Source organism: Streptomyces sp. NPDC051133 (genome assembly GCF_040682635.1).
Taxonomy (GTDB): domain Bacteria; phylum Actinomycetota; class Actinomycetes; order Streptomycetales; family Streptomycetaceae; genus Streptomyces.
Window position 1 is genome coordinate 23,123 of record NZ_JBFBBK010000009.1, and the last position, 22,995, is coordinate 46,117.

The following is a 22,995-nucleotide window of genomic DNA, read 5'->3' on the forward strand; positions in this document are numbered from 1 at the left end:
CGGCGCGGGGCCGACCGGTCGGCGCCGGCGGAACCCGGTCCGGCCCGAAGGAGAGGTCCTGGGTGAGCCGTCCCCGGGCGGCTCACAGGTCCAGCACGCCCACCGTCTCCCCAGCGTCGACCTCGCCCGTGGTGCGGAAGCCGAGGCGGCGGTAGAACGCCCCGGGGCCGGTCGGGCCGGGGTGCCGGCTGACGTACAGCTCCTTGCCGCCGCGCCGGCGGATCTCCGCGGCGACGGCGTCGACGGCGAACCTGCCGTACCCCCGGCCCTGGGCGTCCGCCGAGATGTTCAGGCGCCACAGCCCCGAGCGGTGCACGCTGCCGTCGCCGTGCCAGTCGATGTCGAAGAAGGCCATCAGGAAGCCCACCGCGCGGTCGCCGTCGACGATGAGGCGGGGCCAGGCGACCCCGGCGGGGTGGACGTACGCCTCGGCGAGGGACTTGATGACGGGGGCGACGTTCTGTTCCTGGCTCGGGTGTACGCGGATAGCGACGGCGGTGTCGAAATTCGCGGGCGTCACGTGTTCCAGACGGAGTGTCATCCCGGCACCCTAGGCATGCGCGTTTCCCGGGAGCCACGGGATTTCCCCGGCCGCGGAATTCCGGGGCCGCCGAATTGACGGCTCAGCCCAGCTGCCGGTAGCGGCCGCGGAAGTAGAGCAGCGGGCCGCCCTCGGCGCTCGGCACGCTCGCGGTCAGGACGCGGCCGATGACCAGGGTGTGGTCCCCGGCCCTCACGCGCTGCTCGGTCCTGCACTCCAGCGTGGCCAGCGCGCCGCCCACCAGCGGGGCGCCGGTGACCTCGCCGCGCACGTAGGGGATGTCCTCGAAGAGCAGACGGTCGCTGATGCGGCCCTTCATGGCGAAGCGGCCGGCGATGTGCCGCTGGCTCTCGGTCAGGACCGACACCGCCCACAGGGGCTGCTCGTCGAGCAGGTCGTCCATGCGGGAGTCCTCACGCAGGCTGACCAGGACCAGCGGCGGGTCGAGGGAGACCGACATGAAGGCGGTCGCGGTCATGCCGACGTCCTCCACGCCGGGCGCGGTCGGGTCGTCCGGATCCAGCGGCGGTTCCTGCGCGGTGACCAGGACCACGCCCGCGGCCAGCCGGGACATCGCGGCCCGGAACTCGTCGTTGCTCACCCCCACAGGATGCCCGGAAGCTGCTACGGCGGTGGGGGAGGGAGTCTTCAGCACGCCGGAAACGCTAGTCTCCGGTTCGCGCGGCTGGCATCGGGCCTTCGCCCGAGCCGGGTCCTAGGACCAACGGAGGACCAGTGTGTGCATGATGTGCGCACACTCACAAAGCCTGCGTTCGGGAAGCGCACAGCTCAATTGCAAGAACTCCACTCAATTGTTCACGTTCTCCTGTGACTTGAGTCACAAGGGGCAGGAATCGTTGACCCTGTGTACCGAGTGGGCAGCGCGCTGTGATTCAGTGGCTGGGACGCCGAACCATCATCGTGAGAAGTCCGCGTAAAGAAGCGCCGAAGACAACCCTTGATTCGCTGCGAGGTCTCGGGGGGAGGGCGAGCATGGAGACCGAGTCGGAGCCGTATGTCCGCCTTGCGTCCCTGCGGCAGCTGCACCAGGTCATGGCCGACATGAACACGGCGCGCAGCCTGGCGGACACACTGCAGACCGTGGCCGACGGCGCGGTGAACGCCCTCGGCTACGAGATGGCGTGCGTGAACCTCGTACGCCCCGACGGCGACCTCGTCGTCGCCGCGTTCTCCGGGAACTCCGCCGCCGAGGCCCTGATCACCGGCCGGGCCGGCTCCCGCGACTCCTGGGAGCGGCGGCTGACCATGGGCGAGCGCTGGGGCGACCTCGTCTTCATACCGCACACCGAGGGCTGGGTCCTCGACGACGACGACGTCCCGCAGTGGTACACGGACGGCCCGGCGCCCCGCTTCGAGGACGAGTGGCACCCCTCCGACCGCCTGTTCGCGCCGATGTACACGCCCGGCGTCTCGGGCGGCTCCTCCGGCGAACTGCTCGGGGTCATCTCCGTGGACCGCCCGCGCAACGGCCGCCGCCCCGGCGCCTGGGGCCGCGAGGCCCTGCAGATGTACGCCTTCCAGGCCGCCATCGCGATCAGCAACGCCCGGCTGCGGGCCAACATGCAGCGTGCCCTGGTCCGCCTGGAGCGCGAGCAGCAGGCGCTGCGCGCCAGCGAGGAATCCTTCCGGCAGGCGTTCGAGTACGCCCCCTCCGGCATGGCCATCGCCGAGATGGGCGGCGACCAGCACGGCCGCATACTGCGCACCAACGACGCCCTGTGCCGCCTGCTGGGCCGCCCGGCCTCCGCGATGCGCCGCTACTCCTTCTCCGACCTGGTCCACCCCGAGGACATCGGCACGCTGCTGCGGACCTCGGCGGAGGGCGGCCGGGCGGAACTGCGCCTCGGCCGCCGCGACGGCAGCTACGTGTGGGTGTCGCTGCGCAACTCCGTCGTCGCCGACGCCGCCGACGGCCCCCGCTTCCTCCTCACCCACGTCGAGGACATAGAGGAGCGCAAGCGCCGTGAGCTGCAGCTCGCCCACCGCGCCTCGCACGACTCCCTGACCGGCCTGCCGAACTCCGCCGAGCTGCGCTCCCGGCTGTCGGCCCGCCTGTGCCGGCGCCCGGCCCAACACGGCGACCTGGAGTCCCTGGACGCGGCCTACGGCCACCCCGCCTTCGACGGCCCCGCCGGCCACGGCTTCGACTTCACCCCGGGCACGGGCGAGGCGTACGACGGCTACGACCACCATGTGCACACCGCGGCCCCCGAGGACGACCGTGACGACGGCACCAAGGGGCTCGCGGTCCTCTTCTGCGACCTCGACGGCTTCAAGTCGATCAACGACCGGTTCGGGCACAACGCGGGCGACGCGGTCCTCATCGAGGTCGCCCGGCGGCTGTCCCGCCAGGTCCGCGACGGCGACACGGTCGCCCGGCTCGGCGGCGACGAGTTCGTGATCCTCGCCGACGGCCTCGGCCGGGCGGACGCCCAGGACCTCGCCGTACGGCTGCGCAACGAGATCATCCAGCCGATCCGCGCCGAGGGGCGGGCCGTCCGGGTGGGCGCGAGTTTCGGCATCGGCTGGGCACACTGCGGAATGACGGCGGACGAAGTGTTGAAGTCAGCCGACGAGCGGATGTACGTAGAGAAACGATCTCGTCCCAAACAGCATCGACGCGCCGGATGAGTCGCAGGTCAGGGACTTGATGCGATTCGAGTCACCCGTTTGGCTCCACCGGACCGGGTAGGCTCGCCCTTCCAGACGTGTATCGCATCCACCCGCACCCGCTGAGGAGACCAAGGGATGACGCCCGGCGAAAACGGCCCGAGCACGCCCGAGGACGACGACCCGTTCGGCTACCTGTACGCCGACGGCCAGGCCAGAGGAGCACAGCCGCCGTCCGGCGGTTACGGCTACCCGAACTCGGTCAGCAGGGTGCGTACGGTCGGCGAGCGCCAGTACGGCCAGCAGCAGGCCACCTACGGCCAGGGCGTGCCCCCGCAGGGCGCCTACGGCCAGCAGGCGCCGCAGCAGGGCGGGTACGGCCAGCCGAACGCCTACTACCAGGCCCCCGAGACGCTGCCCGGCGGCGCCCCGGCCGGCCGGCAGGCCGCCCAGCCCGCGCCCGGCCGCCGCGGCCCGAACACCAAGGGCCTGCTGATCGGCGCGATCGCGGTGGTCGCCGCGGTCGTGATCGGCATCGGCGTCGCGATGATCAACGGCAACTCGGACGACGGCAAGAACTCCAGCCAGGTGGGCACCGCCCCGACCCAGTCCCAGGACCACTCGCCGAGCCCGTCGGCGAGCAACTCGGCGGCGAGCGGCGCGATGAAGTCCGACGCCTCGGCCCTGGAGCCGGCCGGCGGCGCGACGACGGCCTCGGACGTCAAGGGCGCCAGCTCCTCCGACGGCAGCTACATGACGGGGCTGAACCAGCCCGGCGCCTCGGTCACCTGGAAGGTCGACGTCCCGTCGGACGGCCCGTACACCCTCTTCGTGTACTACAGCGCGGCCGGCAGCGACCAGTCGATGTCGGTCACCGTCAACGGCACCCCGTTCGGCAGCAAGCTGGACATGCTGAACTACCGGCACGCCAAGGACGGCGATTTCGCCAGCGGCTGGACCCACTCCTTCGTGTGGCCGACCCTGAAGAAGGGGACCAACACGCTGTCCGTCTCCTGCGGCGCGGGCGACAAGTGCAACGCCCTGATCAGCAACGTCAAGTTGAAGCCGGGTCAGGTCAAGTCCGACAGCTAGGGCCCGTCCTCGAAAGACCCTAGGCCGCGGTGGCCTCCCCGGTCACCGCCACCCGGCCCCGTAGCTCCTCGTACGCCCCCCGGTCGAACTCGCCCGCCGCAGGCGCCCGTACGGTCGCCGCCGAGAGGGCGACCGCGCGGGCGAGCCGGTCCGGCCAGGGGAGTTGCTCCACCAGGCCGGAGAGCAGGCCCGCGACCGCCGAGTCGCCCGCGCCGGTCGGGTTGCCGTGGACGCGGGCGGGCGGGGCGGCGCGCCAGCGGCCCTCGGGGGTGACGGCCAGGAGGCCCTCCGCGCCGAGGGAGGCCACGACCGCGTGGGCGCCGCGCCGGCGGGCGTCCTGGGTGGCGCGCATCGGCTCGTGGGAACCCGTCAGTTCGGCCAGTTCGTCGGCGTTCGGCTTGACGATGTCCGGGCGGGCGGCCACGCCGCGGCGCAGGGGTTCGCCGCTGGTGTCCAGGAGGACGGGGACGCCGAGCGTGCGCGCGCCGCGGACGAGGTTCCCGTACGCGCCCACCGGCACCCCCGGCGGCAGGCTGCCGCACAGGGCCACCGCCGAGGCGCGGGACAGGAGTTCCTCGTAGCGGTCCAGGAAGGCGCCCCACTCGGCCGGTGTGATCTGCGGACCCGGCTCGTTCAGCTGCGTCGTGTCACCCGAGCGTTCGTCCACGACCGCGATCGTGCGCCGGGTCGCCCCGGCCACCGGCACCAGCGCGTCCGTCACCCCGGCCGTGTCCGCGAGCCGTTCGCGCACCACCTGCCCGGTCGCGCCGCCCGCGAAGCCCATGACCGTCGTCTCGTGCCCGAGCGCGGCCAGTACGCGGGCCACGTTCACACCCTTGCCGCCCGGCCGCTCGATGACGTCCGAGACGCGGTGCGAGGCATGCGGCCGCAGCGACCGTACGCGATAGGTGATGTCGAGAGCGGTGTTCAGTGTGACCGTGAGGATCACCCGGGCCGACCTCCCTCGATGTCCGTGCGTCTGTCATCGGTTTCCGGGGCCACGATCATGCCAAAGACACGGCGGCCGGCCCAGTCACAGGTCGGCCGCCGTCCGGGGAAAAGACGGACGGATCAGGCCAGTTGGGGAGCGACCACCCACTCGCCCCGGCGCATCACGCCCCGCACGTCGAAGTCCGCGTCCAGCAGCACCAGGTCCGCGTCCTTGCCGGGCTCCAGCGAGCCGATCCGGTCGGACAGGCCGAGCAGCCGCGCCGGGTTCACCGAGAGGGCCGTCACGGTGTCCCGCACCGACAGCCCGTCCACGGTGACCGCCCGCTTGAACGCGCGGTCCAGCGTGAGCGTGGAGCCCGCGATCGAACCGCCCTCCACCAGCCGGGCCACGCCGTCGCTGACCTCGACCTCCAGCGGGCCGAGCATGTAGCGGCCGTCGCCGGCGCCGGCCGCGTCCATCGCGTCCGTGATGAAAGCGACCCGGTCCGCGCCCGCGTGACGGAACGCCAGCTCCAGCGTGGCGGGGTGCAGGTGGGTGCCGTCGTTGATCAGCTCGACCGTGACCCGCTCGTCCTCCAGCAGGGCGGCGATCGGGCCGGGTGCGCGGTGGTTCAGCGCGGGCATGGCGTTGAAGAGGTGGGTGGCGACCGTGGCGCCCGCGTCGATCGCCTCCACCGTCTGCTCGTAGCCGGCGTCCGTGTGCCCGATCGCCGCGATGACGCCGTGCTCCGCGAGCAGCCGTACGGAGTCGATGCCGCCCGGCAGCTCGGTCGCGAGGGTCACCATCGTCGCCCTGCCGCGGGCCGCGTCGATCAGCTTGCGGACCTCGGCAGGCTCCGGGTCGCGCAGCAGTTCCTCGGAGTGCGCGCCCTTGCGGCACGGCGAGATGAACGGGCCCTCGAAGTGGATGCCCGCGATCTCGCCCTGCTCGGCGAACTCGCTCAGCAGGCCGGCCTGCCGTACCAGCAGGTCCATCTCGTCGGTGACGGTGGAGGCGACCAGGGTGGTGGTGCCGTGCCGGCGGTGCGTGCGGATGGCCGTGAGGATGTCCTCGGGGGTACCGGAGAAGGAGGCTCCGCCGCCGCCGTGGTTGTGGATGTCGACGAACCCCGGTACGAGCCAGTGGCCGGTCACGTCGACGACCTCGGCGCTCTCGGCGGCCGCGGCGACGATCCGCGTGCCCTCGACGGACACGCGCCCGCCGTCCACCACTGCGCCGGGCAGCACCACCCGAGCACCTGCGAGAACCAAGCTGGGAGCCATCAGGCGGTTACCTCCGAGGGGTCGGTGGGGTCGAGGCCGGTGGGGTCGACGGCGGTGGAGTCGAGGGCGGTGGAGTCGAGCAGGTCGCGGGCCAGGAGTCCCGCCCCGAGGCAGCCGGCCGTGTCGCCCAGGGCCGCGGGGACGATGGTGGGCAGTTTCTGGAAGGTGACCCGCTGCCGGACGGCGTCCCGCAGGGGCTGGAACAACACTTCCCCGGCCTCGGCCAGACCACCACCGATGATCAGCGTGCGTGGGTCCAGCAGGGTGAGCGCGGTGACCAGCCCGTCGGCGAGCGAGTCCACCGCCTCCTGCCAGACCCGGACGGCGTTCGGGTCACCGGACGCGACGGCCTTGGCGCAGTCGGCGGCGTCCGCTTCCGGGTCCCCGCAGGCCGCCGCCCAGGCCTCGCTGACGGCGGAGGCGGAGGCGTACCGCTCCAGGCAGCCGCGCTGTCCGCAGGGGCAGGGAGTGCCGGAGGGGCGTACGACGACGTGCCCGATCTCGCCCGCGAAGCCGTGCGCGCCCGACTCCACCCGGCCGTCGATGCCGATGGCACCGGCGATCCCGGTGCCGAGCGGCACGAACAGGAAGCGGTCGGCGCCCTTGCCCGCGCCGATGCGGCCCTCGGCGAGCCCGCCGGTGCGCACGTCGTGGCCGAGGGCGACGGGGACGCCGAGCCGCCGCGCCAGCAGGTCGCGCAGGGGCACGTCCCGCCAGCCCAGGTTGGCCGCGTAGGCGGCGACGCCCTGTTCCTCGTCGACGATGCCGGGGACCGCGATCCCGGCCGCGGCGGCCGGGGCGCCGTAGTGCTCGACGCCGTACGCGCGCAGCTCGGCGGCGAAGTCGAGGATCGTCCCGACCACCGCGTCCGGCCCGCGCTCGCGGCCGGTGGCGCGGCGGGCGCGGTGGAGGAGCGCGCCGTCGTCGCCGACCAGGGCGGCCTTCATCCCGGTACCGCCCACGTCCAGGGCGATGACATGTCTCACCACGGCTCCTAGTGTGGCCCTCCGACCCGTGAGAGGTCTAGTCCACTCACGTGGTGTAGACCTTATGTGTCCATATATTGAACGGTCAGACAGCAGGGTTGGGGCTTTGAGGGTGCGTCGGCGTACGGCAGGAACGATCGCGGTGGTGTCCGCACTGGGCATGACGGCGGTGCTCGGCGGCTGCGGGAGCACGGGCTCCTCCGACGTCACCCTCAGACTGGTCGCGGCCGACTACGGCGACTCCGCCGCCAACAGCTCCAAGAAGTACTGGGACGGCCTGGCCGAGGACTACGAGGCCCAGCACCCCGGCGTGAAGGTCGACGTCACCGTCTACTCCTGGAACGACGTCGACCGCAAGGTCAAGGAGATGGTCGACGCCGGGCACGCCCCCGACCTCGCCCAGATCGGCGCCTACGCCGACTACGCGGCCGCCGGCAAGCTCTACCAGGCCTCCGACCTGCTCTCCATACGCACCCAGGCGGACTTCCTCGGCCCGCTCTCCGACGCCGGCGAGTGGAACCACACGCAGTACGGCATCCCCTTCGCCGCCTCCACACGCGTGCTCTTCTACAACAAGACCCTCTTCGCCAAGGCCGGCATCACCCCGCCCACCACCTGGGACGAGCTGGCCACCGACGCCGCCGCGCTCAAGGCCAAGGGCGTGAAGTACCCCTACGCGCTGCCCCTCGGCCCCGAGGAGGCCCAGGCCGAGACCATGCAGTGGCTGCTCAGCGGCGGCAACGGCTACACCGACGACGTCGGCACCTACACCCTGGACTCCGCGCAGAACGTCGAGACCTTCACCTGGCTCAAGGACGACCTGGTCGGCAAGGGCCTGACCGGCCCCGTCGCGCCCGGCAAGCTCAACCGCGCGGACGCCTTCGCCGCCTTCGCCGACGGCCAGGTCGGCATGCTCAACGGGCACCCCACGCTGATCCAGCAGGCCACCGCGAAGGGCGTCAGGTTCGGCATGGTCCCGATGCCGGGCCGCACCGGCAAGGCCAGGGCCTCCATGGGCGTCGCCGACTGGATGATGGCCTTCAAGCAGAACGGGCACGCCGAGCAGATCGGCGACTTCCTCGACTTCGTCTACAGCGAGAAGAACGTCCTCGCCTTCTCCCGCGAGTACGGCCTGCTGCCGGTCACCGGGTCCGCCTCCACCGCCATGAGCGACTCCGACGCGGCCAAGGACAAGGCGCTGCACCCCTTCCTCGACCAGCTGCCCACATCCGAGCTGTACCCCGTCGGCAAGACCTCCTGGGCCTCGGTCAGCGCGGCCGTGAAGCAGAACATCGGCCAGGCCGTCACCCCGGCCGGCAGCCCCGCAGGCGTGCTGACCCGCCTCCAGGCTTCGGCCACGGCGGCCGACAGCAGCAACGCGAACTGACCCGGCTGTCAGTGCGCCGCGTTACGGTGGGGCACATGGAACTGGGCAGCCGCGAACAGGCCATCCTCGCGCTGGAGCGCCGGGGCTTCACCGGCCCCGGCGCGAAGGAGCGCGCCATCCGCGAGGAGCTGGGCCTGGCCCCGGTGCGCTACTACCAGCTGCTGAACGCGCTCCTGGACGACGAGAGAGCGCTGGCGCACGACCCGGTGACGGTCAACAGACTCCGCCGGGTCAGACAGGCCCGGCGCGCGGAGCGCTGAGGGGCGAGCGAGGCGTGACCGGGGCCCGCACTGGATACCTTCGCTGTATGGACCCTCTGCCGACCCCAGCGACTCCAGCCGGCCGGGACGGACTCGCCGCACTCCTGGCGAAACCGGGCACCGCGGTCGTCGGCCTGGACTTCGACGGCACCCTCGCCCCCATCGTCGCCGACCCCGAACAGGCCCGCGCCCACCCCGAGGCCGTACCCGCACTCACCGCCCTCGCCCCCAAGGTCGCCTCCGTCGCGGTGATCACCGGCCGCCCGGCCGGCGTCGCGGTCCGCCACGGCGGCTTCGCCGGCGTCCCCGGCCTGGAGCACCTGACCGTCCTCGGCCACTACGGCGCCGAACACTGGGACGCGGTCACCGGCACGGTCACCGCCCCCGCCCCGCACCCCGGCGTCGCGGCCGTCCGCGCCGAGCTGCCGGGCCTGCTGGACCGCGTCGGCGCCTGGCACGGCACCTGGATCGAGGAGAAGGGCCGGGCGGTCGCGGTCCACACCCGCCGCGCCGACGACCCCCAGGCCGCCTTCGAGGCCCTGCGGCAGCCCCTCACCGACCTCGCCGCCCGCCACGGCCTGATCGTCGAACCCGGCCGCATGGTCCTGGAGCTGCGCCCGCCGGGCATGGACAAGGGCGTCGCGCTCAGCGAGTACGTCCGTGAGACCGGCGCCGAGTCGGTCCTCTACGCGGGCGACGACCTCGGCGACCTCCCCGCCTTCGCCGCCGTCGACAAACTCCGCTCCGAGGGCGTCCCCGGCCTCCTGGTCTGCAGCGGCAGCACGGAGGTCACGGAACTGGCCGAGCGCGCCGACGTGGTGGTCGACGGCCCGGCAGGCGTCGTAAGACTGCTGCGGACACTGGCGGCTCAGCTGGACTGAGCCCGCCCGAGCGCCCGCAGCTGATCCAGGAACCACTGGGCGGGCGGCAGCGCGGTCGCCGCGGCACCCAGCCGCTTCGACCGCTCCGCCCGCTCGCCCGCCGGCATGCTCAACGCGGTGTGCAGCGCGTCGGCCGTACCCCCGATGTCGTACGGGTTCACCACGATCGCGTCGGTGCCCAGCTCCTCGTACGCTCCCGCCTCCCGCGACAGCACCAGCGCACAGCCTTCGTCGGAGACGACCGGCACCTCCTTGGCGACCAGGTTCATGCCGTCCCGGATGGGATTGACCAGCGCCACGTCGGCGAGCCGGTAGGCGGCCAGGGAGCGCGCGAAGTCGTCCTTGACGTGGAGCACGACCGGGGTCCACCCGGGCGTGCCGTAGGTGGAGTTGATCTCCTCGGCCACCCGCCGGACCTCGGCGGTGTACTCCCGGTACACGGCGAGGTCCTGGCGGGAGGGGTAGGCGAAGGCCAGGTGGACGACCTTCTCGCGCCACTCGGGGTGGTCGTCCAGCAGCTGCCGGTACGCCAGCAGACCGCGCACGATGTTCTTGGACAGCTCGGTGCGGTCGACACGCACGATGGCCCTGCGGCCCTCACCGATCTCCTCGCGCAGGGCCGCCATCCGCTCGTCCACATCGGGCTCATGAGCTCGCTTGCGCAGGAAGCCGGCGTCCGCGCCGAGCCCGTGCACACCGACCTCCCGGGGCACGGCCCCGGGACCCAGCACGGCGTGACAGCACTCCGTGAACGCGTCCGCCCAGCGCCTGGTCAGGAACGCCGCATGGTCCGCGCCCAGGATGCCGTTCAGCAGTTCGGCCGCGACGTCGTCGGGCAGCAGCCCGAAGTACTCCGGGGGCGCCCACGGGGTGTGCGAGAAGTGGCCGATGCGCAGGTCGGGGCGGAGCGCACGGAGCATCCCGGGCACCAGGCACAGGTGGTAGTCCTGCACCAGCACCGCCGCGCCCTCGGCCGCCTCCTCGGCCAGCGCCTCGGCGAACGCCCGGTTGTACGCCTCGTACGCCGCCCACTGGCGCCGGAACTCCGCGTCGAAGACCGGCTCCAGCGGGGTTTGGTACAGCATGTGGTGGACGAACCACAGCACCGAGTTGGCGATGCCGTTGTAGGCGTCGGCGTGGACGGCGGCGTCGATGTCCAGCATCCGCACCCGCTGCCCGCCGGTGTCCCCGGCCGGCAGCAGCCCGCCGTCCGCGCGCCGCACCGCCTCCCGGTCGCCGTCGCCGAGCGCCGCGCACACCCACACCGAGTCCGCGTCGGAGCCGATCGCCGACAGCCCCGAGACCAGCCCGCCGCCGCCCCGCCTGGAGCGCAGCGAGCCGCTCTCGTCCACCGTGTACGAAACCGGGCCGCGGTTGGACGCGACCAGCACCTGAGCACCGTGCGGGGAAGCCATGGTCCTCAACCTAGCCCGGCCCGGAAACGCTCAAACGTACGGCTGCGTCCGGCACGCGGATGTATACGACCGGACACGGCCGGTTCACGCCACCTTGCGCTCGGCGTACTCCGCGATCTCCACCATCGGCGGCCGCTCCTCGGTGTCCACCGAGTAGGTGCGCGGCTCGAAGCCGTCCGCGCCCCGCTCGAACTGGGTCAGCGACGGCCGGACCAGATGGCCCCGGGCCAGCCGCAGCTGGGCCGTGCGGTAGATCGCGGCCGCCATCCGGCCCAGCGCCTGGCCGTCCTGGTGCCGGTGCCTGCGGACCCCGACATCGACCTGGGCCAGCGCCTCCAGCCCCACCAGGTGCAGCGCGTCCACCAGCATGCCCAGCTCCACCCCGTACCCGACGGGGAACGGCAGCTGCTCCAGCAGGGAGCGGCGGGCCGCGTACTCACCGCCCAGCGGCTGCACGAAACCGGCCAGCCGCGGCCAGTGCATGTTCAGCAGCGGGCGGGCCATCAGCTCGGTGACCCGGCCGCCCTGCCCGGCCGCCCCGCCCAGCGGGCGGTCGTACATCGCCTTGACCAGGTGCACGTCCGGTTCGGTGAGCAGCGGGCCGACGATCCCGGAGACGAAGTCGGCGGAGAAGTCCTTCAGGTCGGCGTCGATGAAGCAGATGATGTCCCCGCCGGTCACGAGCAGCGAGCGCCACAGGACTTCACCCTTGCCCGGGACGGCGGGAAGGCGCGGCAGGATCTCGTCCCGGTGAACGACCCGCGCGCCCGCGGCGGCGGCCACCTCGGAGGTGCGGTCGGTGGAGCCCGAGTCGACGACGACGATCTCGTCGACGAGCGGAGTCCGTTCCACGAGGTCGCGGCGGATGACCGTGACGATGTCGCCGACCGTCTCCTCCTCGTTCAGGGCGGGCAGCACCACGCTGATCGACTGGCCCGTGCGCTGCTTGGCCGCCACGAGCCCGGGCAGCGGGCGATCGGTCACCGACCAGGAGCGGGTGGCCAGCCAGCGCTCGACTTCTTCCAGCACAGTCAGCGGCTCCTCACGTGTCTCGCGGTTCGGACGACTATCTCAACTCTCCTGGCCGTCGGTTACAGTCTTGAACAACGCCGGTGACCATCGCATGTCGGGGTCGACCGCGCGCCCACAACTCCATACCGCTCATCCAGAGGGGCAGAGGGACACGGCCCGATGAAGCCCCGGCAACCCTCCAGTCGGTTCTCGTTCTCCAGCGAGGCTCCCGGCTAGGGAAGGTGCCAAATCCGTCTCACGGCGAAGTGCGTCGTGAGGAAGATGAGGAGAAAGGGCCTCGCCTCCATGGCTGTGCAGACTGTTGCAGACTCCAGCACCCCCACCGTCGACCTCGGTCCCGCCGCGGCACTGAGCTGTCGTGAGTGCGGTCACCGGGTACCCCTCGGGCCCGTGTTCGCCTGCGAGGAGTGTTTCGGCCCGCTGGAGATCGCCTACGACTTCTCCGCCTACGACACCGAGGAACTGCGCCGGCGCATCGAGGCGGGCCCCGCGAACATCTGGCGGTACGCGCCGCTGCTGCCCGTCCCCGCCGACGTGGCCGACAAGCCCAACATCAACCCGGGCTGGACCAAGCTCGTCAAGGCCGACAACCTCGCCGCCGAGCTGGGTGTCACCGGCGGGCTGTACGTGAAGGACGACTCCGGCAACCCGACGCACTCCTTCAAGGACCGCGTCGTCGCGCAGGCCCTCGAGGCCGCCCGCGCCTTCGGCTTCACCACGCTCTCCTGCTCCTCCACGGGCAACCTGGCCGGCGCCGTCGGCGCCGCCGCCGCCCGGGCCGGCTTCCGCTCCTGCGTGTTCATCCCGCACGACCTGGAGCAGGGCAAGGTCGTCATGGCCGCGGTCTACGGCGGCGAACTCGTCGGCATCCAGGGCAACTACGACGACGTGAACCGGTTCTGCTCCGAGCTGATCGGCGACGCGGCCGGCGAGGGCTGGGGCTTCGTCAACGTCAACCTGCGGCCGTACTACGCGGAGGGCTCCAAGACCCTGGCGTACGAGATCTGCGAGCAGCTCGGCTGGCGGCTGCCCGACCAGATCGTCGTCCCGATCGCCTCCGGCTCCCAGCTCACGAAGATCGACAAGGGTCTGCAGGAGCTGATCAAGCTGGGTCTGGTCGAGGACAAGCCGTACAAGATCTTCGGCGCGCAGGCCGAGGGCTGCTCGCCGGTGTCGACCGCCTACAAGGCCGGCCACGACGTCGTACGCCCCCAGAAGCCGAACACCATCGCCAAGTCCCTCGCCATCGGCAACCCGGCCGACGGCCCCTACGTCCTGGACATCGCGCGCCGCACCGGCGGTGCCGTGGAGGACGTCACGGACGAGGAAGTCGTCGACGCCATCAAGCTCCTGGCCCGCACCGAGGGCATCTTCGCCGAGACGGCGGGCGGGGTGACCGTCGGAGTCACCCGCAAGCTGCTCAAGGACGGCGTGCTGGACCCGGCGAAGACCACGGTGGTCCTCAACACCGGCGACGGCCTGAAGACCCTCGACGCGGTGGCCGGCACCGGCCTGACCGCCACCATCCGCCCGACCCTGGACTCCTTCCGAGAGGCTGGCCTCGCATGAGCGTGACCGTCCGCATCCCCACCATCCTGCGCACCTACACCGGTGGCCAGGCCGAGGTCGCCGCCGACGGTGCGACCCTCGCCGAGGTCATCGAGAACCTGGAGAAGAACCACGCCGGCATCGCCGCCCGCGTGCTGGACGACCAGGGCAAGCTGCGCCGTTTCGTCAATGTGTACGTCAACGACGACGACGTCCGCTTCGAGCAGGGGCTGCAGACCGCGACCCCGGACGGCGCCGGTGTCTCGATCATTCCGGCCGTCGCCGGCGGCTGAGAATTACCTTCGGTAACCGCGGTTACCGATTGTTCATCGAATGGCTCCCTCCGGGAGAGAAACGGAGGGGGCCATTCTGTGTGATTGAGCGCGGTAGAGTTGGGGAACGCGCTCTCGGTCGGACCAGTCGGGAGCCCTGTATTCATGCCGCGGGCCCGACAAGAAGTAGCCAAAGTGTGCGGGTCCTATGCGGCTTTTGTGGCTTTTGCGGGGCCCGACTTGCCCTGAAGATGCATGAATTTTCGCCACATTCCGGACCGTTCGCGTCCAGAATTCTCGTCCGATTGACCTGTTGCAGACGGCAGTTGGACAGATACATTCAGCCGCGGTCGACGCGTTCCGGCGCACGCCCCCGTCGATTGGGGGGTGAGGTCTGACCCGGGTCCGCGAAGTGTGGATCTGTGCAAGGGCCAGTAATAGGGGAGTTAGGCATGGCTCAGGGCACCGTCAAGTGGTTCAACGCGGAGAAGGGGTACGGCTTCATCGCGGTCGACGGTGGTGCGGACGTCTTCGTCCACTACAGCGCCATTCAGATGGACGGCTACCGCACCCTGGAAGAGGGCCAGCGGGTGGAGTTCGAGATCTCGCAGGGCCAGAAGGGCCCGCAGGCCGACATGGTTCGCCTCAGCGCCTGAACGTTTCTTGTCGACGAAGGGCCCGCACCGGCACAGGGTGCGGGCCCTTCGCCGTGCCCGGTGCCCTCGCGCGCGGGCGTGTTCGCGGGCGGCTGAGCGCCCCTCCGGGAGGCCCGAGGCGCTTGCACTCGACCATGCCGAGTGCTAATCATTGCGTTAGCACTCTGAAGGTGAGAGTGACAAAGAAGGACCGGGTCGGTGAGGCCCGCAGGCCACGTGGGGCAAGGAACCACAGGCCGGCGAGCCGTCCGTCGCGGGCGCGGGCGCGGTCCGAAGGAATCACCCCCAGTCCTGGAGGGACCACTTCACATGGCCAAGATCATCGCGTTCGACGAGGAGGCGCGGCGCGGCCTCGAGCGCGGCATGAACCAGCTCGCGGACGCCGTCAAGGTGACGCTCGGCCCCAAGGGTCGCAACGTCGTCCTCGAGAAGAAGTGGGGCGCCCCCACGATCACCAACGATGGTGTCTCCATCGCCAAGGAGATCGAGCTCGAGGACCCGTACGAGAAGATCGGCGCCGAGCTGGTCAAGGAAGTCGCCAAGAAGACGGACGACGTCGCCGGTGACGGTACGACCACCGCGACCGTGCTCGCCCAGGCCCTGGTCAAGGAAGGCCTGCGCAACGTCGCCGCCGGCGCCAACCCGATGGCTCTGAAGCGCGGTATCGAGAAGGCCGTCGAGGCCGTCTCCGCCGCCCTGCTGGAGCAGGCGAAGGACGTCGAGACCAAGGAGCAGATCGCCTCCACCGCGTCCATCTCCGCCGCCGACACCCAGATCGGCGAGCTCATCGCCGAGGCCATGGACAAGGTCGGCAAGGAAGGCGTCATCACCGTCGAGGAGAGCAACACCTTCGGCCTGGAGCTCGAGCTCACCGAGGGCATGCGCTTCGACAAGGGCTACATCTCCGCCTACTTCGCGACCGACATGGAGCGCATGGAGGCGTCGCTCGAGGACCCGTACATCCTCATCGCCAACTCCAAGATCGGCTCCGTCAAGGACCTGCTCCCGCTCCTGGAGAAGGTCATGCAGTCGGGCAAGCCGCTGCTGATCATCGCCGAGGACGTCGAGGGCGAGGCCCTGTCGACCCTGGTCGTCAACAAGATCCGCGGCACCTTCAAGTCCGTCGCCGTCAAGGCCCCGGGCTTCGGCGACCGCCGCAAGGCCATGCTCGGCGACATCGCCATCCTCACGGGCGGCGAGGTCATCTCCGAGGAGGTCGGCCTCAAGCTGGAGAACGCGACCCTGGACCTCCTGGGCCGCGCCCGCAAGGTCGTCATCACCAAGGACGAGACCACCATCGTCGACGGTGCCGGCTCCTCGGAGCAGGTCAACGGCCGCGTGAACCAGATCCGCGCCGAGATCGAGAACAGCGACTCGGACTACGACCGCGAGAAGCTGCAGGAGCGCCTGGCGAAGCTCGCCGGCGGTGTCGCGGTCATCAAGGCCGGTGCCGCCACCGAGGTGGAGCTCAAGGAGCGCAAGCACCGCATCGAGGACGCCGTCCGCAACGCGAAGGCCGCCGTGGAGGAGGGCATCGTCGCCGGTGGTGGCGTGGCCCTGCTGCAGGCCTCCCAGGTCTTCGAGAAGCTGGAGCTCGAGGGTGACGAGGCGACCGGCGCCAACGCCGTGAAGCTCGCGCTGGAGGCCCCGCTCAAGCAGATCGCCGTCAACGGTGGTCTCGAGGGTGGCGTCGTCGTCGAGAAGGTGCGCAACCTGACGGTCGGCCACGGCCTGAACGCCGCGACCGGCGAGTACGTCGACATGATCGCCGAGGGCATCATCGACCCGGCGAAGGTGACCCGCTCTGCCCTGCAGAACGCCGCCTCCATCGCCGCGCTGTTCCTCACCACCGAGGCCGTCATCGCCGACAAGCCGGAGAAGGCCGCCGCGCCGGCCGGCGGCGGCATGCCGGGCGGTGACATGGACTTCTGATCGACCTGACGGTTGATCGCCTGTCCTTCGGACCGAGGGCGGTACGTCCAGCTTCTGGCTGGGGGTGCCGCCCTCGGGCGTTCGCGGGCTCAGTCGGCGTAGTTTTTGAGTTCCGACGTGTCGAGGGTGATGCCCACCGGAGGCGGCAGCTCGACGGTCGCACCCCAGGGGCGGGTGGAGCACTGCAGGTAACGCCCGTCCTTCGGTTCGCTGTACACGCTGACCGTGCTGCTGTCGCGGTCGATGAGGAGGTAGACGGGGATCTCGGCCGCCGCGTAACCCACGGGCTGTCGATGCGGTCACGCTGGTCGGTGTCGCGGTCGTGGGAGGTGATCTCCACGGCCATGAGGGCGCCGTCGGTCGAGGACCAGTTGCCGTGCCCCCTGAAGTGGCCTACGGGTGCGAGGAAACCGTCCGAGATGGCGCGGCCCTTGCGGTAGGCCTCGGCCTTGACGCCCCTCTCGGGCATGAGGTTCAGCTCGGGGCGCTGCTGCATGCACTGACGTAGCAGCCCCATGAAGATCTCGCCGTGGTTGCCGTCCGGCATGGCCTTTACGACCACCTTTCCGTTGATGTACTCAAGCCGCACGGTTTCGGGTGCGGCCTCGGCCAGCTCCTCGAACTCCTCGACATCGAGCGGCCCGTGCCGGATGCATAGCTTCCCGCCGAGGAACTCCAGCCGGTTCCGCAGCTCCCTGGGAGCCTTGCGGACAAGTTCCTCGAAGTCCTCGACGGACATCTGCGGGCGTTCTTCGGTGTCAGGGGTCATGGCGTCGCCTCCTGCCCTCCATCGTGCCCCTGAGTGGTCATGTCGGACCGTGGAAGCCGTCATACGGGTGTCCTCTCTTGTCGTCGTACGGACATCGCAGCCCGGATCTCACCTGCGCGGGCGTGGACTGCGAGGGCAGGCAGGGGCGTACGGGGTTGTGCGGGAGCGCGTTCGCCCCGGCAGGCGCCGCATACACCCCCCGTCAGTGCCTCCGGCCGCCCCGGCCTCCCGCACTCGGCACACTCCAGGACCCGCCGGGGCGCCGGGCGGACCACTGGTTCCGGCGGGAGCTTGTCGACCAGACGGCGACGCACCAGGGCGGCCGGATGGTGGACCGGCGTCGGCAGGCCCTCGGTCAGCGCGCGGAGTACGGCCTCGTCGGTGGCCCCTCGCGCGAACCACTCCGTGAGCAGCGGGGCGAGCGCGGCGCAGTCGGCGGCGGAGAGGGACAGGACAGGGGCCGTGCGGCCGAGGGCGGCGAGGAGGATGTGAGCACGGGAGCGGCTGGGGCCGGGCCGTTCGGGCGGGTGCGGGTCATCCGGTACGGCGCCGCGAGTGAACGCCGCCCACCAGGCGTCGTCACGTGCGGTACGGGACCACCACGATCGGGTGATCCAGCGCGAGCCCCCGTCCGTCGTCGCTTCGCGGGGCGGCAGGTGCGTGAAGTCGTGTTTGGTGCGCCGGTGTTGGTCCGGCACGGAGCGCTTGCCGTAGCCCGGATTGGCCATCGGGTGGGAGGACGCGTGCGTGAGCGGGAGGGCAGCACTAAACTGGGCTTCAGCCACGGGATCGTTGCTCCGATCTCGGCGGTCAAGCCCCCGCAGGTGTTGGTAGCACCTGACGGGGGCTGTTCGTTATGCGGGGACGCTAGAGGCTCAACGCTTGAGGTTCGCGACGAACGCCGACCAGGTCTACGCGAGCGTGAGCGGTGTCACGTGAAGGACTTCCCGGAGACGGAATGTGGGGCAGCGCATAGGCGATTACTTAAGAAGCTGCAACAATGCGTGCTCACATACCGACTGGTTAACACCGCCACTCACGAGGAGCCCCCCACGTGACCGTCACCCCCGCCGCCACCTCCCGCGCGGCCCAGATCCTCTCCCGGCCGATCGCCCTCAACGGCCTCACCGTCCCCAACCGGATCGTGATGGCGCCGATGACCCGCATGTTCTCCCCGGGCGGCGTCCCCGGCGAGGACGTCCGCTCCTACTATGCCCGCCGCGCCGCCGCCGGCGTCGGCCTCATCGTCACCGAGGGCACCTACGTCGGCCACGACTCGGCCGGCAACAGCTCGCGGGTGCCCCGGTTCCACGGCGAGGAGCAGCTCGCGGGATGGGCGAAGGTCGCCGAGGACGTGCACGCGGCGGGCGGCACCATCGTGCCCCAGCTGTGGCACATCGGCATGGTCCGTGAGCAGGGCCAGAACCCCTTCCCGGACGCCCCCGCCGTCGGCCCGTCCGGCCTCGTCACCGCGGGTGCCGAGCCCACCGGCAAGGCCATGACCCAGGCGGACCTGGACGACGTCGTCGCCGCGTTCGCCCAGGCCGCCGCGGACGCCGAGCGCATCGGCTTCGACGGCGTGGAGCTGCACGGCGCCCACGGCTACCTCCTCGACCAGTTCCTGTGGGAGGGCACCAACCGCCGCACCGACGCCTACGGCGGCGACCCGGTGGCCCGCACGAAGTTCTCCGCGGAGATCGTCGCCGCGGTCCGCGCGGCCGTGTCCCCGGAGTTCCCGGTGATCTTCCGCTACTCGCAGTGGAAGCAGCAGGACTACACCGCCCGCCTCGCCGAGACCCCCGAGGAGCTGGAGGCGATCCTCACCCCGCTCGCCGCGGCCGGCGTCGACGTCTTCCACGCCTCCACCCGCCGCTACTGGCTCCCGGAGTTCGACGGCTCGGACCTCAACCTGGCCGGCTGGACGAAGAAGATCACCGGCAAGCAGGTCATCACCGTCGGCTCGGTCGGCCTCGACGGCGACTTCATCGGCGCCTTCATGGGCGAGGGTTCCGAGGTCAAGGGCATCGACAACCTCCTGGACCGCCTGGAGGCCGACGAGTTCGACATGGTCGCCATCGGCCGTGCGCTGCTCCAGGACCCGGAGTGGGCGGCCAAGGTCCTCGCCGACCGCTTCGACGAGCTGAAGCCGTACGACGCCGCGGCGCTCAAGACGCTCAGCTGAACCCCCGCGTCCGGCCGGGCACTTGTGATCGCTTTCGTCCGTTCCCCTGATGACCAGTGAGGAGCAGCATGATGACGAGCGAGCCCCACGGCCCTGAGACCGGCGTCCCGGACACCGACGGCCCCGTGGTGCGCACCGCCTCCGGCGCGGTGCGCGGCCTGCGCGAGCAGGGCCTGTCGGTGTTCCGGGGCATCCCCTTCGCCGCACCCCCCGTCGGCGCGGCCCGCTTCCAGGCCCCGCGCCCGCCCGCCCCCTGGGACGGCACCCGGGAGGCGTACGCCTTCGGCCCGCCGCCCCCGCAGGAGTCCGGTCTCCTGAGCCGTACGGCGCAGGGCGCGGCCCCGCAGGGCGACGGCTGGCTGACGGTGAACGTGTGGACCCCGGACCCGGACCGGTCCGCCGCCCGCCCGGTGATGGTGTGGATCTACGGTGGCGCGTACAAGCTGGGGCACGGCGGCCAGGCGGGCTACGACCCGCAGCACATCGCCCGCGAAGGCGACGCGGTGCTCGTCACCTTCAACTACCGCGTGGGCATGGAGGGCTTCGCCCTGTGGGAGGGCGCCCCCGCCAACCGGGGCCTGCTGGACCAGGTGGCGGCCCTGACCTGGGTCCAGGAGAACATCGCGGCCTTCGGCGGCGACCCCGCCCAGGTCACGGTCTTCGGCGAGTCGGCGGGCGCCGGCTCCATCGCCTCCCTGCTGGCGATGCCGAGGGCACGCGGCCTGTTCCGGCGGGCGGTGGCGCAGAGCGTGCCCGGCACGTTCTTCTCCGCCGACCTCGCCCGCGTCCTCGCGACGGCCCTCGCCGCCGAGGCGGGCCGCACCCCCGAGGCGGCCGGCCTCGCGACGGTCGACCCGCTGGAGCTGACGGAGGCCGGCCGGACGCTGGGCCTGAAGATGAACCAGTACACCGAGACATGGGGCCAGGTGGCGCCCACCTCGGTGCCGTTCTCCCCGGTGGTCGACGGCGACGTCCTCCCCACCACCCCCTGGCAGGCCCTGGCCTCCGGTGCGGCCCGCGACATCGACCTCCTGGTCGGCCACAACCGCGACGAGTACCGCCTGTTCCTGGTCATGGCAGGCCTGCACGGCAAGATCACGGACGAGATGGCGACGTCGGTCCTGCGGCTGTACGCGCCGGGCGGGGCGGCGGGCGAAGCGGCGTACCGGTCGGCCTTCCCCGGGGCCTCACCGCAGGACCTCTTCGAACGGGTCCAGACGGACTGGCTGTTCGCCATGCCGAGCCTGCACCTGGCCGAGGCCCAGCTGAGGGGCGGCGGCCGGGCCCACGTCTACGAACTGACCTGGCCGGCCCCGAGCACGGTGGCCCTGGGCGCCTGCCACGCCCTGGACGTCCCGCTGCTGTTCGGCACGTTCGGCGCGGACCTGGGAGCCCTCCTCTTCCCGTCCGGCACCCCCACACCGGAGGCGGAGCGGCTGTCGTCCTTCATCCGCGGCGCCTGGACCGCCTTCGCCCGCACGGGCGACCCCGGCTGGCCGCACTACGACACGGAGGCCAGCCTGGTCCAGGTGCTGGACACGCCTACGACGGTCACCGGGTACCCGGAGCAGCGGAGCACGGGGATCTGGGAGGGGTACGAGTTCGCGCCGCTGGGGCTGCCGGGGAGCTAAAGGTTCCCCATCGGCTCGATGTCGACGTACACGGGGTTCCCCCACACCCGCAGCACCTCGTAGTCGGTGAACTCGTGCACGAGCCGGTAGGCCATCGCGGGCCGCGACGAGCGCCGCTGGGCGGCGAGATACAGCTCGGCCTCGCGCCGGTCCCGCCGGGGCGTCCCGCAGAGCTGCCACTCCTGCCCGTTCCACAGCTCCGGCAGCCACCGCTGCTGGGGCTGCGGCCGGTCACCGCGGACGCCGTAGCGGGACGGTGCGGTGGCCACGGGCTCGGCGGGCCTGCCGCCGCCCTGGAACTCCGACCGCCGGGCGGCCCGGCGCCGGGTCTCACAGAGGAGGCACAGATCGGGCGCGCTCTCGTCCACGGGGCCCTGCGGGTGCTCGGGGCAGCGGGTGGCGGGCGCGTTCGAGGCGACGCTCTCGTCCAGCAGGTCGAGCGCCCTGCGCAGATCGGCCTTGATCTCGTGCAGCCGGGCGTCCGGGGTGTCGGCGGTCAGGGCCTCCCCGTGCTCCCCGAGGAGCCGGAGCGCCCTGCCGAGGGCGGCGAGCTGGGCGTGGTTCATGGTGTTCGACGGTACCGCGTTCGTGTAGGACTGTGCCCGTGATCGCTTTGCCGAGACGGCTGGTGGACGCCCTGCAGCGGTTCAACGCCGGCCACCCCTGGGACCACAACGGCCACTACCACCCCTGGCTGCTGCGGCAGGTGCCCCGCGGCTTCCGTGCCGGACTGGACGTGGGGTGCGGGAGCGGGGACCTGGTGCGGTTGCTGGCCCGGCGGGCGGAGGCGTCGTCGGGGTCGACGCCGACGCCGGGATCCTCGACAGGGCACGGGATGCGACGGACGCGGAACTCCCCGTCTCCTACACCCTCGCCTCCGCCCCGGACGGCCTTCCCGCCGGACCCTACGACGTCATCACCTGTGTCGCCGTGCTCCACCACCTCCCCTTCACCGAGACCCTCGCCCGGCTGCGGCGGGAGCTCGCCCCTGGCGGCACCCTGGTCGTCGTCGGGTGTGCGCGGGACGCGAGCCCCGTCGATCACCTGCTCGGGCTGGTCTCGATACCGCTCAACGCGGCGACGGGGTGGAGGAAGAACCGCGGGCGGGCGCAACCCTCGGGGCCCGTGTCCATGACCGCGCCCACCCGGGAGCCGGAGATGACCTTCGGCGAGATCTCCCGTACTGCGCGCCGGCTCCTCCCCGGGGCCCGGCTTCGGCGGCGGCTGTTCTGGAGGTACACCCTGGTCTGGCGCGCGCCGTCAGGGTTCAGCGGCCGTGGTGGATGATGCTTCCCTCGCCGCATGCGTGGGCGGGCGCGCCGGTCAGCGGCAGCGGGGAGACCGCCTTGAGCGCGGGGACGACGGCCAGTTCACCGGCGCACTTCGCGGTGCCGGTGGCCGTCCAGTGCTGGTTGTCGGCGTGGGCGGGCGCGGCCAGCACGGCGGCGGAGGCGGCTGCCAGGGCGGCCGTGGCCAGGAGCTTCATCGTCGTCATGCCGGGGCAACGACCGGCCGCCCCCGTGTGTCACGCGTTTGCGCCCACACGGGGGCGGCGCGGGAAACCGA

At 71.6% G+C, this 22,995-nt stretch carries 21 protein-coding genes, 2 pseudogenes and 1 riboswitch; of the genes and pseudogenes, 12 read left to right on the plus strand and 11 right to left on the minus strand.

From position 1 onward, the window contains the following. Positions 1-82 precede the first annotated feature (82 nt). Positions 83-541 carry a GNAT family N-acetyltransferase gene (locus tag AB0N17_RS12075; protein WP_366011109.1) on the minus strand — a complete coding sequence of 153 codons (459 nt, stop codon included), beginning with the start codon at positions 539-541 and terminating at the stop codon, positions 83-85. 82 nt (positions 542-623) lie between these two features. After that, positions 624-1,142, minus strand: a complete 519-nt coding sequence (locus AB0N17_RS12080) for a flavin reductase family protein (protein ID WP_366011111.1) — start codon at positions 1,140-1,142, stop codon at positions 624-626. Between the two features lie 392 nt (positions 1,143-1,534). Here AB0N17_RS12080 and cdgB point away from each other — a divergent pair, with 392 nt between their 5' ends. Further along, positions 1,535-3,193, plus strand: a complete 1,659-nt coding sequence (gene cdgB, locus AB0N17_RS12085) for a diguanylate cyclase CdgB (RefSeq protein WP_366011112.1) — start codon at positions 1,535-1,537, stop codon at positions 3,191-3,193. 117 nt (positions 3,194-3,310) lie between these two features. Then, positions 3,311-4,264, plus strand: coding sequence for a CBM35 domain-containing protein (locus tag AB0N17_RS12090; RefSeq protein ID WP_366011113.1), 954 nt, complete (start codon positions 3,311-3,313; stop codon positions 4,262-4,264). A gap of 19 nt (positions 4,265-4,283) precedes the next feature. Here AB0N17_RS12090 and AB0N17_RS12095 read toward each other — a convergent pair whose 3' ends face one another. The 3 genes from AB0N17_RS12095 to AB0N17_RS12105 form a co-directional block, all read right to left on the minus strand. Next, positions 4,284-5,213, minus strand: a complete 930-nt coding sequence (locus AB0N17_RS12095; protein ID WP_366011114.1) for a 1-phosphofructokinase family hexose kinase — start codon at positions 5,211-5,213, stop codon at positions 4,284-4,286. Between the two features lie 122 nt (positions 5,214-5,335). Then, on the minus strand, positions 5,336-6,478 hold the full coding sequence (gene nagA, locus AB0N17_RS12100; RefSeq protein WP_366011115.1) for an N-acetylglucosamine-6-phosphate deacetylase: 1,143 nt from the start codon (positions 6,476-6,478) through the stop codon (positions 5,336-5,338). After that, positions 6,478-7,464 carry an ROK family protein gene (locus AB0N17_RS12105; protein WP_366011278.1) on the minus strand — a complete coding sequence of 329 codons (987 nt, stop codon included), beginning with the start codon at positions 7,462-7,464 and terminating at the stop codon, positions 6,478-6,480. The genes nagA and AB0N17_RS12105 overlap by 1 nt, the downstream gene beginning before the upstream one ends. A gap of 142 nt (positions 7,465-7,606) precedes the next feature. Between AB0N17_RS12105 and AB0N17_RS12110 the strand changes: the two genes are divergently transcribed. The 3 genes from AB0N17_RS12110 to otsB are packed head-to-tail and all read left to right on the plus strand — an operon-like array spanning position 7,607 to position 9,992. Further along, on the plus strand, positions 7,607-8,851 hold the full coding sequence (locus AB0N17_RS12110; protein ID WP_366011116.1) for an extracellular solute-binding protein: 1,245 nt from the start codon (positions 7,607-7,609) through the stop codon (positions 8,849-8,851). Between the two features lie 35 nt (positions 8,852-8,886). Then, a complete protein-coding gene (locus AB0N17_RS12115) occupies positions 8,887-9,111 on the plus strand; it encodes a DUF3263 domain-containing protein (RefSeq protein ID WP_366011117.1) in 225 nt (74 codons plus the stop codon). Positions 9,112-9,158: 47 nt separating this feature from the next. Continuing rightward, positions 9,159-9,992 carry a trehalose-phosphatase gene (gene otsB / locus AB0N17_RS12120; RefSeq protein ID WP_366011118.1) on the plus strand — a complete coding sequence of 278 codons (834 nt, stop codon included), beginning with the start codon at positions 9,159-9,161 and terminating at the stop codon, positions 9,990-9,992. On the opposite strand, the gene AB0N17_RS12125 is transcribed toward otsB, so the two are convergent. Beyond that, on the minus strand, positions 9,980-11,407 hold the full coding sequence (locus AB0N17_RS12125) for a trehalose-6-phosphate synthase (RefSeq protein WP_366011119.1): 1,428 nt from the start codon (positions 11,405-11,407) through the stop codon (positions 9,980-9,982). The genes otsB and AB0N17_RS12125 overlap by 13 nt on opposite strands. Before the next feature lie 84 nt (positions 11,408-11,491). Then, positions 11,492-12,436 carry a glucosyl-3-phosphoglycerate synthase gene (locus tag AB0N17_RS12130; RefSeq protein ID WP_366011120.1) on the minus strand — a complete coding sequence of 315 codons (945 nt, stop codon included), beginning with the start codon at positions 12,434-12,436 and terminating at the stop codon, positions 11,492-11,494. Between the two features lie 129 nt (positions 12,437-12,565). Beyond that, positions 12,566-12,707, plus strand: a riboswitch (SAM riboswitch). A gap of 17 nt (positions 12,708-12,724) precedes the next feature. Between AB0N17_RS12130 and thrC the strand changes: the two genes are divergently transcribed. From thrC to groL, 4 genes are all read left to right on the plus strand, one after another. After that, entirely contained in the window at positions 12,725-14,008 is a 1,284-nt protein-coding gene (thrC, locus tag AB0N17_RS12135; protein WP_366011121.1) for a threonine synthase, read from the plus strand. Beyond that, complete coding sequence (locus AB0N17_RS12140; protein ID WP_366011122.1) at positions 14,005-14,280, plus strand: MoaD/ThiS family protein; 276 nt, start codon at positions 14,005-14,007, stop codon at positions 14,278-14,280. The genes thrC and AB0N17_RS12140 overlap by 4 nt, the downstream gene beginning before the upstream one ends. A gap of 431 nt (positions 14,281-14,711) precedes the next feature. Further along, positions 14,712-14,915 (plus strand): cold-shock protein, encoded by a 204-nt coding sequence (locus AB0N17_RS12145; RefSeq protein ID WP_004929928.1) that lies wholly within the window; start codon positions 14,712-14,714, stop codon positions 14,913-14,915. Positions 14,916-15,224: 309 nt separating this feature from the next. Further along, complete coding sequence (groL, locus tag AB0N17_RS12150; protein ID WP_366011123.1) at positions 15,225-16,847, plus strand: chaperonin GroEL; 1,623 nt, start codon at positions 15,225-15,227, stop codon at positions 16,845-16,847. Positions 16,848-16,936: 89 nt separating this feature from the next. Here groL and AB0N17_RS12155 read toward each other — a convergent pair. Both AB0N17_RS12155 and AB0N17_RS12160 read right to left on the minus strand, forming a co-directional pair. Next, positions 16,937-17,616, minus strand: a pseudogene (locus AB0N17_RS12155) (Uma2 family endonuclease). 59 nt (positions 17,617-17,675) lie between these two features. Beyond that, a complete protein-coding gene (locus AB0N17_RS12160) occupies positions 17,676-18,344 on the minus strand; it encodes a hypothetical protein (protein ID WP_366011124.1) in 669 nt (222 codons plus the stop codon). 326 nt (positions 18,345-18,670) lie between these two features. Here AB0N17_RS12160 and AB0N17_RS12165 point away from each other — a divergent pair, with 326 nt between their 5' ends. Together AB0N17_RS12165 and AB0N17_RS12170 are read left to right on the plus strand one after the other, a co-directional pair. Continuing rightward, positions 18,671-19,798 carry an NADH:flavin oxidoreductase gene (locus AB0N17_RS12165; protein WP_366011125.1) on the plus strand — a complete coding sequence of 376 codons (1,128 nt, stop codon included), beginning with the start codon at positions 18,671-18,673 and terminating at the stop codon, positions 19,796-19,798. A gap of 71 nt (positions 19,799-19,869) precedes the next feature. After that, positions 19,870-21,429, plus strand: coding sequence for a carboxylesterase family protein (locus tag AB0N17_RS12170; RefSeq protein WP_366011126.1), 1,560 nt, complete (start codon positions 19,870-19,872; stop codon positions 21,427-21,429). On the opposite strand, the gene AB0N17_RS12175 is transcribed toward AB0N17_RS12170, so the two are convergent. Next, a complete protein-coding gene (locus AB0N17_RS12175) occupies positions 21,426-21,995 on the minus strand; it encodes a hypothetical protein (protein ID WP_366011127.1) in 570 nt (189 codons plus the stop codon). The two genes, AB0N17_RS12170 and AB0N17_RS12175, sit on opposite strands and share 4 nt — an antisense overlap. Positions 21,996-22,033: 38 nt before the next feature. Here AB0N17_RS12175 and AB0N17_RS12180 point away from each other — a divergent pair. Beyond that, positions 22,034-22,716: pseudogene (locus tag AB0N17_RS12180) on the plus strand (class I SAM-dependent methyltransferase). On the opposite strand, the gene AB0N17_RS12185 reads toward AB0N17_RS12180, so the two are convergent. Next, positions 22,697-22,924, minus strand: a complete 228-nt coding sequence (locus tag AB0N17_RS12185) for a hypothetical protein (RefSeq protein ID WP_366011129.1) — start codon at positions 22,922-22,924, stop codon at positions 22,697-22,699. The pseudogene AB0N17_RS12180 and the gene AB0N17_RS12185 sit on opposite strands and share 20 nt — an antisense overlap. Positions 22,925-22,995: the final 71 nt, after the last annotated feature.